The sequence below is a fragment of the Listeria cornellensis FSL F6-0969 genome, from assembly GCF_000525855.1.
In the GTDB taxonomy this organism is placed as follows: Bacteria; Bacillota; Bacilli; order Lactobacillales; family Listeriaceae; genus Listeria_A; species Listeria_A cornellensis.
The window spans coordinates 1-14,089 of the sequence record NZ_AODE01000033.1 but is presented as its reverse complement, the minus strand read 5'-3'; the positions used below and the strand labels follow the sequence as shown (position 1 = coordinate 14,089).

The following is a 14,089-nucleotide window of genomic DNA, read 5'->3' as shown; positions in this document are numbered from 1 at the left end:
GTTGGTCATGCAATTTTCTCAGTTTTTCTAATGGGAGGACATCAAAATATGAGTCGTTATTTAGTCATTGTTTCATTGGACGCGTTGGGTTCTGCTGATTTGGAAGAACTCACAGGTTTGCCGACGCTCGCTTTCTTGAAAAATAACGGGGCACATGTTGAGGCGGTTGAAACGATTTATCCGTCGTTAACGTATCCGGCGCACACGACAATCGTGACGGGGCATTATCCAAAGACGCACGGCATTGTGAATAATACCAAAATCCAGCCTGGAAAAACGTCACCGGATTGGTTTTGGTATGCCGAGGCAATCAAGGTGCCAACATTGTATGATGTGGCGAAACAAGCAGGGCTCACGACGGCGGCTTTTTTATGGCCTGTGGCAGCGCGAAGTTCGATTGATTACAACATCGCGGAAATTTTTCCGAATCGGTTTTGGTTGAATCAGGTGATGGTCTCCTTATGGGGTAGTTCACCGGGATTTTTAATGGATATGAATAGACGTTTTGGCAAATTGCGTCGGGGAATTGCACAGCCGGAACTGGATGATTTTTTGATTGCAGCGGTAGAAGATACGATTTTGCGGAAGCAGCCGAATTTGACGTTGGCTCATTTTGTAGATATGGATAGTATGCGGCACGCGCACGGTGTGAGGTCGCAGGAGGCTCGAGATGCGCTCGAACGACATGATGCGCGTTTGGCTCGGATAATCGATGCGACGAAGCAGAATGGTACATATGAGGATACGACGTTTATCGTGCTAGGTGATCATTATCAAATCGATGTGCATTCGGTGATTCAGCTCAATGCTCTGTTTGCGGAACAGGGTTGGCTGACGCTACAGCAAAATAAAATCGTTGCTTGGGAAGTCTATGCGAAAAGTTGTGATGGCTCGTGTTATATTTATGCGAAGGATTCTACCAAGGCCGCCACGATTCGAGCGCTGCTTGAAAACTGCGAAGGTATCGAAAATATCTATCAACAAGATGAGGCAATAGCGTTCGGCGCAGACGATACGTGCTTACTCATGATCGAAGCGACAGCCGGTTATTATTTTAAAGATCAGGCATGGGGCGAAGTCGTTCAAAAAGTGAGGCCAGAGGATATTGGGAATCCTGATTTTTACCAAGCAGTACACGGCTATTCCCCGCAAAAACCGAATTACACGACAACGATGATTGCGTTTGGCAAGGGAATTAAATCTGGCGCTGTAATCCCGCAGGCACGGCTTATCGATGAGGCACCAACATTTGCAGCTATTTTGAATCTCAAATTGCCGGATACAGAAGGAACGGTAATCGAAGGTATTTTTGATTAAGTAAAGGGGACACGTCTAGATGAAACTAACAAAACAAGAGAAGAGCTGGGTTTTTCAAGATTGGGGAAATTCGGTTTATTCGATTATGATTACGACAGCAATTTTGCCGATTTATTTTAAAGGGGTAGCTAGTAACGCGGGGATTGCGGACCATGTGTCGACCGCTTATTGGGGATACGCGAATTCTTTAGGCACGCTACTGATTTCCTTGTTGGCGCCAATTCTAGGAACGATTGCCGATTATCAATTTTTCAAAAAACGATTTTTCAGCTTATTTACGTGGCTGGGCATTGCATTTACGGTAGCTTTCGTATTCGTTCCGAGCGATCAGTGGATGCTACTACTCATTTTCTATATGCTCTCGCTTATTGGTTTTTCCGGCGCGAATATTTTTTATGATTCATTCCTAGTGGATGTCACCACCAACGATCGCATGGACAAAATTTCATCTTACGGTTACGCATTCGGTTACTTAGGGAGCTGCATTCCGTTCGTCGCGTTTATCTTTTTCCAAGCAACGGGGATTCTGCCGATTAGTCAAACGATGCTGCTCAATGGGGCATTCTTGCTGACAGCGGTTTGGTGGGCTGTATTTACAATTCCGCTGTGGCGCAACGTTCATCAAGTCTACTTTATTCCACACGATAAAAAGCCTGTACGCAGCAGTTTTATCAGATTAGGTAAAACGCTTAAAAATATGAAGCAGTATCGCAATATTGTCCTGTTTCTCGTCGCGTATTTCTTTTATATCGACGGTGTGGATACCATTTTTCGAATGGCGTCTTCCTATGGGATTGATCTCGGGATTTCGGATACGACGCTTATCATCGTTTTATTGGTGACGCAAATTGTCGCCTTCCCATTTACAATCATTTATGGTCAGCTCGCCAAACGTTTTGGTGGGAAAGCTTTGATACTGACTGCAATTTCTATTTATATTATCATCTGTATTTACGCCATTTTTATGAAAACTGCGACAGACTTCTGGATTTTGGCGATGTTAGTTGGAACATCACAAGGCGGTATTCAAGCGCTGAGCCGTTCCTATTTCGGCAAAATTATTCCAAAAGAACGATCTAATGAATTTTACGGATTCTATAATATTTTCGGCAAATTTTCAGCGATTATGGGTCCGGCATTAATGGGAATCATCGCCCAAGTCACCGGCCACACACAATACGGCGTAGCAAGCTCGTTGTTTTATTTATCATCGGCGGTGTGTTATTGTTATTTGTGAAACCTGAAAAGCTGAGCCAGCCCGTTTAGCCTCGGCAGAAATTGTTAGGGGGCGCAGTGAAAACCCTCTTTTGGTTTTTGCGGAGGCCACGAAATTTCCGAGAGGCTGGCTGGTGAAGCTGAATCGGAGGCGCAAATCGTGACGCAGAGTAAGGAACGAATGCTCACTCTGTTCGCACTCGTATTGAGGCTCTAAATCGGCAAGTAATGCCTCATAAGAGCCACAACATAGGGGGCGCAGAAAAAGTCCTCTTTTGACTTTTGCGGAGGCCACGAAAATTTCGAGGGTCTGGCTAAAAGGAAGGCAGTCTCATTGCATTCAACTGCATATTGAGGTTCTAAAAAAGCAAACGATGCTTTTCAAGAACCACAACAAAGCCGGATCGGAGATGCGAGTCGTGACGCAGGGCAAGGAACGAATGCTCGCGTTGCTCGCACTCATATTGAGGCTCTAAATCGGCAGGTGATGCCTCATAAGAGCCACAACATAAGAGCCACAACATAAGAGCCATAACAAAAAAACTAGGAGTGAAATAAAATGCAAGAAAAATATCAAAAAATCACAGACACATCGGGTATCATGACATTTGAATTAGAGTTAGACAGCAAAATTGCTAAAGTATGGGAGCTTATCGCGACAACGAAAGGTTTTGCCCAATGGTTCCCTGAGCTAAGCGTTGGTGAGTCTGGCGTCGATGGGTTAATCTTATTTGATTTCGGAAATGGCGAATATGAAGAAATGACGATTACCGTATACGAACCGAAGTCTATTTTAGAATACACATGGGATAAAAATAGGGTACGGTTCCAATTAACGGATCAAGGTGAGAAAACAACACTTCGCTTCACGGAAGAAATCAACGAGCTTACAACACATACGCCACGTGATATCTCAGGCTGGCACATGTGTTTACAGAAAATCCAAGGTATTTTAGAAAACAAGGACGTTTCGTTCACAGAAGACGAGTTTTTAGCCCTATTTGATAAATACCAAGCGTTGATGAACTAACTAGAGGAGTGAGCAGATGCCAATCATTATCACGATACTCATACTTATCTATTTTATTTACCAACAGTTTGAATATGAAAAAATACGCAGAATTACGTATGTCGCGATCCCGATTTTTGCGATATACCAAATAACGCAAACCTTGCCAGATATGAAAAGCGGCACGCCAGTATTTATTGTGATTCTCGTTTTTATTTTAGGTGCAGGAATTGGCTTATTTCAAGCTAGTAAGGCGCAGGTAAAAGAGGCGAGAGCTCAGATTGGATTTGCAGAAGTGGCTGGTGAAGAACTGCCAGTATATAAGAAACAGGTGCTAGTAAAGGGTGGCGCCCGGTATCTTATTGGCTGGGCGGCGATCATCCTGGCAAAGTTTTTTCTAGCACTCTTATTGCATCTACACATCCACGAGAGCCTAATCGATGCCTTCGTACAAGATGCCCTAAAAGACATGTTCTTCTTCCTATCCTTCACGCAAAAAGAGGGGGCAACAGCATGGATGGACTGGACATTAATCGGTATTTCGAGTGCCGTCTACACGTTGCGATTAATGCAAAAACATCCATTAGTAAAAGCCAAATTAATTAGAAAAAAAGAGCATGACCATTGAAAAATAGGGAAGCACGCTGTGAAATTCTGATTTGTCAGATGTCCTTTTGCAGTTTGTGCTTTCTTTTTGATGTTGGAGGGCTTTGTCTTGACTTTAAGTGAACTCCAAGGTGTAAGGTTGAGGAGTAGTGAAATTCAAAATAGAGAACGGAGAATGTATATGTCAGGCAAAGTAATCGTTATTACAGGAGCGTCAAGCGGGATCGGAGAAGCTACTGCAAAACTTCTCGCTAAAAAAGGTCATAAAATCGTACTTGGAGCGCGCCGGGAAGACCGTTTAAAAGAAATAGTAGAGGATATCGAGAAAGATGGGGGTTCAGCGGTGTATCAAGTGACAGATGTTGCGAAACATGATAGTGTGGAAGCATTAGCAAAACGCGCGTTAGATACGTATAGTAAAATCGATGTTTGGTTAAATAACGCTGGATTAATGCCGCATTCTACTTTTGATAAACGGAAAGTGGCGGAGTGGGACCAAATGGTGGATGTTAATATCAAAGGCGTACTGTATGGAATCGCAGCTGCATTACCAACTATGCGTGAACAAAAAAGCGGTCATTTTATCAATGTTTCGTCGATTGCAGGGCATCAAACACATCCGGGAGGTGGCGTGTATAGCGGGACTAAATATGCTGTTAGAGCGATCAGCGAGGCGTTGCGTCAAGAAGAGGCCGCAGCCAAAAGCAATGTTCGCGTAACAATTATTTCACCAGGTGCCGTTGCTACGGAGTTGACGCATACCATTACAGATGAGGATTTGAAACCGGGAATTGAGCAATTATACAACGAGGTGGCGATTAGTCCAGAGCGGGTGGCAGAAACGATTCTTTTTGCAATGGATACGCCAGCTGACACGGCGATGAATGAAATCCTGCTACGCCCAACGAGCCAACAAGTTTAAAAGAGGAAGGGGAGGCACGAATGAATATCAAAGTAGTGAGTGAGGAAACTCATATTTCTGCGGACACAATTCGCTATTATGAACGGATTGGACTTATTCCACCAGTACGGCGAAACGAAAATGGTGTCCGTAAATTTGATGAGGAAGATTTACGTTGGCTTTTATTCAGTCGTCATATGCGAAATGCCGGGCTCTCAATTGAGTCGCTGATTGAATATTTGAGCCTTTTTCGCGAAGGCGATGCTACGATTGCTGCGCGTGTAGAGCTTTTAAAAGAGCAGCGCAATGAGTTACAGGATCGGATTGAAACCATGCAAAGTGCACTGGAACGATTAGATTTTAAAATTGAGAATTACGGCAGTCATGTTTTGCCGACCGAGAAGAAGTTAAAAGACTTTTAAAAAGGAGCTGATAGCATGTCTGCAATTTTCAAAAAAGGTGACGTGATTACGAATAATTATTTTACAGGGACAGCGTATTTGGAAATGCTTGTACCAGAAGGAACGGAATTTAATTGCCCGATTGGGAACGTGACATTTGAGCCAGGAGCGCGAAATAATTGGCATGCTCATGATGGTGGGCAGATTCTATTAGTCACAAGCGGAGAAGGTTACTACCAAGAAGAAGGGAAGCCAGCGCAAAAATTGCATGTTGGTGATGTGGTTACAATCCCGGCCAATCTGAAACATTGGCATGGTGCAGCAAAGGATAGTGAATTTGTACATCTTGCTATTACCACAAATCCTCAAAATGGCGGCACGAATTGGTTAGAACCAGTAAGTGAGGAGCATTATAACGCGCTCTGAAATCAAATAAAGCATGCTAGCTTTTTCCCGCTAGCATGCTTTATTTTTGTCATGATTCATCAGGCTGGTATTCCAATAAATCTCCGGGCTGACAATCCAATGCCACACAAATGGCTGCTAGCGTAGAGAATCGAATGGCTTTTGCTTTACCGTTTTTCAGTATTGAAATATTAGCCATCGTTATACCGACTTTTTCGGATAGCTCGGTGACACTCATTTTCTTTTTGGCCAGCTGCACATCAATATTAATTATAATCGCCATATATCCATTCACCTCAGACCGTCAAGTCGTTTTCAGATTTAATAGCCACAGCTTCTTGCAAAATTCTCTGAAGAACCGCCGCAAAAGTAGCAACAACAATGGACGCAAACGTAAGAATAAGCCCAATGACGACAATTCCAGGCGCATCATCTTGCTGTGCGAGACAATAGAAAAGCGGTAAACTAAGAATATAAAGCCCGCTAATGATGATCGCACAGTACTTTATACGCTTCAAAGCTCGCACGGAAAGCTCAGAGAAAGCCTTCTGTTTATCAATGTAAGTCAAGACCTTTAGTGCCTGATACAAGCCGATAAAAAATGGCACCGCAGCAATATACATCGTAATCAGAATGGGATAAAGCCACCGCGCAAAATCAGGGTCATTTCTCCCAGCTTCTAAAGCTAGTGCGGGTAATCCAAAAATACATAGAGCAAGTATAACAAGCCCGATAAAGAGAATAGCAAGTTTTAAAAGCAAGGTCGATCCACGTTCCATAAAAAACACCTCATTTAATAGTATATATCGATTATAAACTAAAATATATCGTTTTACAATAAAAAAAATGTTGTTTTTTGACCGGTTACTCACAATTAGAATATGCTATAATAAAAATGGAGGTGATCAACATAGCAGAATTAGAAGACTATATCAGCTTATTAAAATCAAAATCGCGTTCAGAATCGACGACACAGCAATCGAAAAAAATCATTCAGAACTATATGCAAAGATTCGGCTCGTTGGAAGTTTCTAAAAAGGAGGTCTATATCTATTATAAGGAATTAGAAAAGAAGTTAGCTATATCTACACTTTACAGTCATATCAAGATATTACGCCATTTTTATCATTTTGTATCTAACGAGAATCCGAATATCAACAACCCCTTTGCTCGATTTAAACCACGAGCGCCGGTTCGTAAGTTTGTTCGTGTACTATATGAGCAAGAAATCCACTCATTATATGTCCGAATGCTAGCGAATAATCGAATATCGAATTATCAGCGCTTTCTATTCGATTTTATCTATGCAACAGGTATGAAGCCTTCTGAAATGCAGAGATTAGTGTTGTCAGATTTCGATTTTATTGATGGAAGTATTGTTGTGACAGGCGATAATGGTAGTAGTCGTTATACTTTTTATAGCAAAAGTTTGGAGCCGTTGATACTTAATCACCTAGAAAAGCGTCAAAGCATGCTGGAACAGCAACATCTTTATCATTCTTCTTTTTTTATAAATTGGGAAAACGGTCTTATGATTCATGGATATATCATTTATCAAGCAATCACAGCAATTGGTAAAGAATTAGATATGAAGTTAACGCCATCAATTTTACGCCATTCGTTTGCTATTGCATCATTAGAAAATGGTTGGGATAACAGATATATCCAGACACTGCTGGGACATGTATCGATACTAACAACACAGATCTATGAAAAAGTAGAAATTAATTCAAAGCAAAACACCATCCAGAAATATCATCCACGTGGTAAAAAATCATAGAAAGGCGTGAAAATCGTGTTCCATGAAAACGATATCGTGATAAAACAAAAAATTATTGGTGATTTGAACAAGTATTTAATGTCCCAAAAGCAAGTTGCAGAATTTCTAGGCATGTCAAGATCTAATCTATCTAGCGTAATCAGTATGGATAAATTAAGACCGCTGTATGTATTTGACCACGGCAGTTCTAGAAAGTTGGCATTATTCTACAAAAAAAGATGTGGAGACTTACTCAAAAAATAGGTCTACAAGGAAAAGAAATAAATGATAGAACATTGTTATATAAAATGAAACACGAAACTAGAAAAGACAATAGAAAAAGTAAGGGGAGAGAAGGTTTTTCCTGCTTATTTCATATTGTCTTTTCTAGTTTACATAATATATATTATAGGAAGTTGTAGTTTGATAATATTGAAACGTAACTACACAATAAAAGCATCATCTCTCTCTTTTAAGAGAAAAACAATGCTTCTAACTCATAAATTAGGATCTTTTTTGAAGTTTTGGTGTAAAGTTTCGTTCTCGTGATATGCTTGGAACACATAACCTTTATCACGTAACATTTTAATCACTCTAGGCAATGCATCTAATGTATTTTTACGTTCGTGGAACAGAATAACTAATGGTTCGTCGCTGCCTTCATAAGCATTCACTTGAGAGAGTACATTTTGATACACTGCCCCTGAATTGCCTGGACTATAACGCCAATCGTTGCTATCGATATTCCAATCAACTAACCGGAAATCATTTTGCTTTGTTTGCTCAATCTGATTCTTTGTGAGATACGTACTACCATAAGGCGCTCGAATCAAGTTGGTACGAATACCGCTAATTCTTTCAAAATCATCGCGCTCACGGCTCATTTCACTAATAAATGTAGGATTCTTTTTGCGATATAGTTTCTTTGCATTGTGTGTGTAGCTATGTAAACCAATTACAAAACCACTATCAATCATGCGCTGATACGTTTCCTTGTCACCATTGGCGAACTCGTTTCCAACAAAGAAAAAAGATGCGGGAGCTTTCTCTTTTTCAAGAACTTCTAAAAATTGTTTTAAATGTATGCTAGGTCCATCATCGAACGTTAAGTAAACGACCTTTTTTCCCACTGCTGGTCCTGGTGGATCTTTTGGCGCAGAACTAATACTTTGTTGCTTGGGCGGGACTTTCCAGTGCTGTACAGAGATCGCTTCAGCTTTTAATACAAGCAAATCTTTGGATGAAGCGGTATTTGTAAATAAGTTATTTGTTGCGACTAATCCCCCAATGGTTAATACAAGAGTTGTCAAAACAATAGCAATGAGCCACTTAAATTTCGACGACTTACTATTTGTTGCTGTTTTCGAACTTCTGCTCTGTCTCATCCATCATGGCCTCCTTTTCTTTCATAAGACAATTTAAACATAGATTGTTATATAATTCAAGGATAAATGGTCGCGAAATTGATTTTTTTGATATAAAAAAAGCTTTTTTGTAATCTGAAAGTAATAAAAGAGCGCGAAATGTCATCTGCGCTCTCCAATATCAATTATATTTTTGCGTTTCTAAAATCGCATTAGCCATCTTAACAACATCATCTTCAGGAGCTTCAATTCCTTCAAGTGGATAACGGATACCAAGACTCTCCCACTTGTATACACCCATTGTATGGTAAGGTAGCACTTCAACGCGTTGTACATTAGGTAGCTTCGTAATAAATTCGTGCAGTTTCGTCAAATCTTCTGGATCATCCGTTTTCGTTGGGATTAACACATGACGAATCCAAATCGGCTGTTCTTTATCAGCAAGATACTGTGCAAAATCCAGAATCGGCGCATTTGGACGCGTTGTTAATTTTAAATGTTTCTCTGGATTGATTTGCTTAATATCCAGTAAAATTAAATCTGTCACTTCCATTAAGCGATCTAGCTTTTCGATAAATTCAGGATCTCTTGTAAAGCAACCACCACAAGAATCGATTGTCGTATGGATTCCAGCTTTTTGACAAAGGGTAAAGAGTTCAATCAGAAAATCTACTTGTAGCAAGGGTTCTCCCCCACTAACCGTAATTCCTCCACCTGAAGCATCCATGAAAGCCTTATATTTATAAGCTTCCTCGAAAACATCCTGAGCGGTTCTTTCCTCCCCAATTCCAATCTTCCACGTATCCGGATTATGACAAAATTGGCAACGCAATAAACAGCCCTGCATAAAAACAATAAAACGAATTCCAGGACCATCAACAGTCCCCATTGTTTCTACAGAATGAACACGACCAGTAACTTCAGACATTTGACTCCTCTTCCTTTCAGGTAATAAATTTACAACAGACAGGGATTGCAAAAAAACGCAATCCCTAAAGCCCGATGTTCTCTCGCAGAACTTCAAAGTCCCCGCAAAACCTCAGCGGAACGAGAAATGCTAAGATTCTAGGCAAAAGCGAGTACCGAAGCAGAGTGTACGACTGTACATGAGCATCGGAACACAGCTTTTAACGACGAAGATTAGCGTTTCTCGTTTCGCTGACTTACATAGATTCGTGCATGGTACGATGTATGACATCCAATTGTTGCTCACGTGTTAATTTAATGAAGTTAACAGCGTAACCAGATACACGGATTGTTAATTGTGGGTACTCTTCTGGGTGATCCATCGCATCAAGTAATGTGTCACGGTTGAAGACGTTGATATTTAAATGATGCCCCATTTTTGTTGAGTAAGCATCAAGCATAGCTACAAGATTATTGATTTGTGACTCGTCTTCGCGACCTAATGCTTTTGGCACGATCGAGAATGTATTCGAAATACCATCTTGTCCATATTCATATGGAAGTTTTGCAACAGATGATAACGAAGCTAGAGCGCCTTTTGTATCGCGACCGTGCATTGGGTTTGCTCCTGGTGCGAATGGTTCGCCAGCACGACGTCCGTCTGGTGTGTTACCAGTTTTCTTACCATATACAACGTTAGATGTGATAGTAAGAACAGATGTTGTGTGAACGGAGTCACGGTAAGTTTTATGTTTTCTTACTTTCGTCATGAATGCTTTTAGAAGGTCAACAGCGATTTCATCCACGCGATCGTCATTGTTTCCGTATTTAGGATAGTCACCGATGATTTCAAAATCAACAGCGATACCATTTTCATCACGGATTGGTTTTACTTGTGCATGTTTGATAGCACTTAAAGAATCGGCTGCAACAGAAAGGCCAGCGATACCAGTTGCCATCGTACGTAATACATGTGTATCATGAAGCGCCATTTCTAGACGTTCATACGCGTATTTATCATGCATATAATGGATAACGTTTAGTGTATTTAGATATAGTTCAGCAATCCATTCCATCATTTCGTCAAACTTCGCCATTACTTCTTCATAGTCTAGTACTTCAGAAGTAATCGGTTGGAAAGCTGGCCCAACTTGTGCTTTTGATTTCTCATCCACACCACCGTTGATCGCATAAAGTAATGTTTTTGCAAGGTTGGCACGTGCGCCGAAGAATTGCATTTGTTTACCGATGCGCATTGCGGATACACAACATGCGATTCCGTAGTCGTCGCCCCATTTAGGACGCATAACATCATCGTTTTCATATTGGATAGCGCTTGTTTTGATGGACATTTTAGCACAGAATTTCTTGAATCCTGATGGTAATTGTGTCGACCAAAGTACGGTTAAGTTTGGCTCAGGAGCTGGTCCTAAGTTGTTTAATGTGTGCAAGAAACGGAAGGAATTCTTCGTTACAAGTGGTAGCCCATCTTCTGTGATACCACCGATTGATTCTGTCACCCATGTTGGATCTCCAGAGAACAATTCATTGTAGTCTGGTGTACGAGCGAATTTTACAAGGCGTAGTTTCATAATGAAATGATCCACGATTTCTTGTGCTTCCACTTCTGTTAATGTACCGTTGCGAAGATCGCGTTCTACGAAAATATCAAGGAATGTAGACGTACGGCCTAAACTCATTGCCGCTCCGTTTTGTTCTTTAATCGCTGCAAGGTAACCGAAGTATAACCATTGGAAAGCTTCTTGTGCTGTTGTTGCTGGTTTAGAAATATCAAAACCATGTTGCATTCCCAGTTGTTTCAATTCAGCTAATGCGCGGATTTGTTCGTTTAACTCTTCACGTAAGCGAATAATATCGTCGCTCATTGTGCGAAGACCTGTATTTTTTAAGTCGTTTTTCTTGTCTTCGATTAGACGATCCACACCGTATAATGCTACACGACGGTAGTCACCGATGATACGTCCACGGCCATATGCATCTGGAAGTCCTGTAATAATACCGGATTTACGAGCTGCACGCATTTCATCGTTATAAGCATCAAAAACACCTTGATTATGCGTTTTGCGCCAATCTCTGAAAATGCTTGAAATCTCTTTGTCGACTTCATAGCCATAAGCTTCACAGGCAAGTTCTGCCATACGGATTCCGCCGAACGGTTGTAGTGAGCGTTTGAAAGGTACATCTGTTTGGACGCCTACTACTGTTTCTAACTCTTTGTTTAAGTATCCAGGATCATGTGATGTGATAGTCGATACAATTTTTGTATCCATATCTAACACACCGCCGTTTTCCCGCTCTTGCTTTGTTAAATCCATTACTTGATCCCATAATTGCGATGTTGCATCTGTAGGACCTACTAGGAAAGTATCGTCACCTTCATACAATCTGTAGTTCTTCATAATAAAGTCTCTTACATCAATTTCATGTTCCCAGTTACCACCTGTAAATTCAAACCATTGTTCTTTCATCACGGAAACCTCCTACGTTTTATTGTTCGTTTATGAGCGTTAAAAATTGAGCAAAGCTACCCAAGTAACTTCTATACTGTTATCATACCACAAAATAAAAATAATGCTACAGTTTTCACATAAAAAATTTTTAGTGCTTTTTCATCAAATTAAAGTGCTTACATTGTTTTTTTAGCGCCAAGTGATTGGTATCACATACTTTCTTAGATTGTCATGATTATTAAATAAGTACAAAAATAATTTAGCTGCAACATTGTAATATTTCTGTACCATTCTAAATTCGTATTTCTGTTATAATACAGAAGCCGTTTGGAAGTCTCTGTATCAAATCAGGTATTGTTGCTATCACTAGCTTTCTACATGACTGTTCTAACTAAAAAAAACTAACCTCTATTTCTTGAGATTAGCTTCTATATCTTCGAAAAGTGGCATACCGACTTGGGCACCGATTTTTGTAGTGCTTTGCGCAGCAGCTTGGTTAGCAAAACAGACAGAATCACGCAAGGTTTTTCCTGTAGTGATGGCCACCGCGAAAGCACCATTAAAGGTATCCCCTGCCCCAGTAGAATCTTTGACATCCACATTTACAGCAGCAATATCCGCATCTCCCGAAGCATCACAGACCCGAACGCCATCTTTTCCTCGCGTTACAAGTAGTGCTTCCGTGTTCCCTTGCAAAATATTATCGGGTAACTGCTTAAACTCCGTCTCGTTCGGCGTCAAATACGTTATCTTCTGCAAAAATGAAACTGAAAAATGATCTACAGGCGCAGGATCAAAAATAGTTGGTACCTCGTGCTCCATCGCAATATCCACCGCTTTTTCAATCACCCAGAACGGAATCTCATTTTGCAACAATACAATCGATGCCTCTGCGATAATCTCCTCAAGTGGTAAGTCATCAGGCCAGGCGTTATTCGCCCCAGGAGCAACGATAATTCGGTTGTCGCCATGTTCCCCGCAAAATCATCGCCAGACCGGTCGTCAAATCCACACTGCGCACATGTGTCACGTCAATACAAAAAGAATTCAGATTCGCCAAAGCATCCGCTCCAAATGCATCGTTTCCAATCATACCAACCATCGCCACGTCGCCACCAAGTTTCGCGGCAGCAACCGCTTGATTCGCACCCTTACCACCTGGCGAAATCAAGGCGTCTTCACCCTTCACCGTTTCACCAAGCTCTGGCATCCCCGCCAGTTCCGTCGCAATATCCATATTAATACTTCCAATAACAACAATCTTTCCCATCTTCCTAATCCCTCATTTCCAAAGTGATTTTTGAGATGTCGTGATAGCCGTCGCTTTCGCTGCTAAAATTTCATCGATCTGTGCCTGCGTTGTAATCAAGCCACCAGCGATGACAGGAATGTGAAGTAGCTCCGTCATTTGTTCCACCATCGTAGGCAAGATTCCAGGCAACAATTCAATATAATCCGGTTTTATTTTTTGAACAAGCGCGGTTCCTTTTGTAAACGCGCTCGAGTCTAGCATAAATAATCGCTGAATCGCGAGAACCTTATGTTGTTTTGCTTTTAAAATGACGTTTCCTCTTGTCGAAATAATTCCAGCTGGTCGAACGTCTTGACACAAGAAGTCCACCGCGTATTCATCATTTTTTTAAGCCATGAATGAGATCAGCGTGCAAGATTACCTTTTTACCACCAGAAGCGGCCAAATTTACGAGCGATTTCAGCTGCCCAACCTGCGTTTCTA

14 protein-coding genes and 2 pseudogenes are annotated in these 14,089 nt (G+C 41.1%); 8 read left to right on the top strand and 8 right to left on the bottom strand.

The features are described from left to right. Window positions 1–48: 48 nt before the first annotated feature. From PCORN_RS13345 to PCORN_RS13310, 7 genes and pseudogenes are all read left to right on the top strand, one after another. Complete coding sequence (locus tag PCORN_RS13345; RefSeq protein WP_036081579.1) at window positions 49–1,317, top strand: alkaline phosphatase family protein; 1,269 nt, start codon at window positions 49–51, stop codon at window positions 1,315–1,317. A gap of 19 nt (window positions 1,318–1,336) precedes the next feature. Next, window positions 1,337–2,583, top strand: a pseudogene (locus tag PCORN_RS13340) (MFS transporter). A 508-nt stretch (window positions 2,584–3,091) separates the two neighbouring features. Continuing rightward, window positions 3,092–3,562 (top strand): SRPBCC domain-containing protein, encoded by a 471-nt coding sequence (locus tag PCORN_RS13330; RefSeq protein ID WP_036081573.1) that lies wholly within the window; start codon window positions 3,092–3,094, stop codon window positions 3,560–3,562. 16 nt (window positions 3,563–3,578) lie between these two features. Next, the gene (locus PCORN_RS17520; RefSeq protein ID WP_051999482.1) at window positions 3,579–4,169 is read left to right on the top strand and encodes a hypothetical protein; all 591 of its coding nucleotides are present in this window, start codon (window positions 3,579–3,581) and stop codon (window positions 4,167–4,169) included. Window positions 4,170–4,322: 153 nt separating this feature from the next. Further along, window positions 4,323–5,069, top strand: a complete 747-nt coding sequence (locus tag PCORN_RS13320; protein ID WP_036081571.1) for an SDR family oxidoreductase — start codon at window positions 4,323–4,325, stop codon at window positions 5,067–5,069. 20 nt (window positions 5,070–5,089) lie between these two features. Further along, a complete protein-coding gene (locus PCORN_RS13315; RefSeq protein ID WP_036081568.1) occupies window positions 5,090–5,470 on the top strand; it encodes a MerR family transcriptional regulator in 381 nt (126 codons plus the stop codon). Between the two features lie 15 nt (window positions 5,471–5,485). Beyond that, entirely contained in the window at window positions 5,486–5,875 is a 390-nt protein-coding gene (locus tag PCORN_RS13310; protein ID WP_036081565.1) for a cupin domain-containing protein, read from the top strand. 49 nt (window positions 5,876–5,924) lie between these two features. Here PCORN_RS13310 and PCORN_RS13305 read toward each other — a convergent pair whose 3' ends face one another. Then, the gene (locus PCORN_RS13305; RefSeq protein WP_036081562.1) at window positions 5,925–6,137 is read right to left on the bottom strand and encodes a helix-turn-helix domain-containing protein; all 213 of its coding nucleotides are present in this window, start codon (window positions 6,135–6,137) and stop codon (window positions 5,925–5,927) included. Window positions 6,138–6,150: 13 nt separating this feature from the next. Beyond that, a complete protein-coding gene (locus PCORN_RS13300; RefSeq protein ID WP_036081559.1) occupies window positions 6,151–6,633 on the bottom strand; it encodes a DUF2975 domain-containing protein in 483 nt (160 codons plus the stop codon). A 116-nt stretch (window positions 6,634–6,749) separates the two neighbouring features. On the opposite strand from PCORN_RS13300, the gene PCORN_RS13295 reads away from it, so the two are divergent. Further along, a complete protein-coding gene (locus PCORN_RS13295) occupies window positions 6,750–7,634 on the top strand; it encodes a tyrosine-type recombinase/integrase (RefSeq protein WP_036081556.1) in 885 nt (294 codons plus the stop codon). A gap of 476 nt (window positions 7,635–8,110) precedes the next feature. Here the strand turns inward: PCORN_RS13295 and PCORN_RS13285 are convergent, their stop codons facing one another. The 6 genes and pseudogenes from PCORN_RS13285 to PCORN_RS13265 form a co-directional block, all read right to left on the bottom strand. Continuing rightward, a complete protein-coding gene (locus PCORN_RS13285) occupies window positions 8,111–8,998 on the bottom strand; it encodes a polysaccharide deacetylase family protein (protein WP_051999481.1) in 888 nt (295 codons plus the stop codon). Window positions 8,999–9,158: 160 nt separating this feature from the next. After that, window positions 9,159–9,905 carry a pyruvate formate-lyase-activating protein gene (pflA, locus tag PCORN_RS13280; RefSeq protein WP_036081554.1) on the bottom strand — a complete coding sequence of 249 codons (747 nt, stop codon included), beginning with the start codon at window positions 9,903–9,905 and terminating at the stop codon, window positions 9,159–9,161. Window positions 9,906–10,140: 235 nt separating this feature from the next. Next, on the bottom strand, window positions 10,141–12,372 hold the full coding sequence (pflB, locus tag PCORN_RS13275) for a formate C-acetyltransferase (RefSeq protein WP_036081552.1): 2,232 nt from the start codon (window positions 12,370–12,372) through the stop codon (window positions 10,141–10,143). A 390-nt stretch (window positions 12,373–12,762) separates the two neighbouring features. Next, window positions 12,763–13,308 (bottom strand): PfkB family carbohydrate kinase, encoded by a 546-nt coding sequence (locus PCORN_RS18640; protein ID WP_277620203.1) that lies wholly within the window; start codon window positions 13,306–13,308, stop codon window positions 12,763–12,765. Next, window positions 13,286–13,624, bottom strand: a complete 339-nt coding sequence (locus PCORN_RS20900; protein ID WP_051999479.1) for a PfkB family carbohydrate kinase — start codon at window positions 13,622–13,624, stop codon at window positions 13,286–13,288. The genes PCORN_RS18640 and PCORN_RS20900 overlap by 23 nt, the downstream gene beginning before the upstream one ends. A 12-nt stretch (window positions 13,625–13,636) precedes the next feature. Continuing rightward, window positions 13,637–14,089, bottom strand: a pseudogene (locus PCORN_RS13265) (glycerol-3-phosphate responsive antiterminator); the annotation flags it as partial.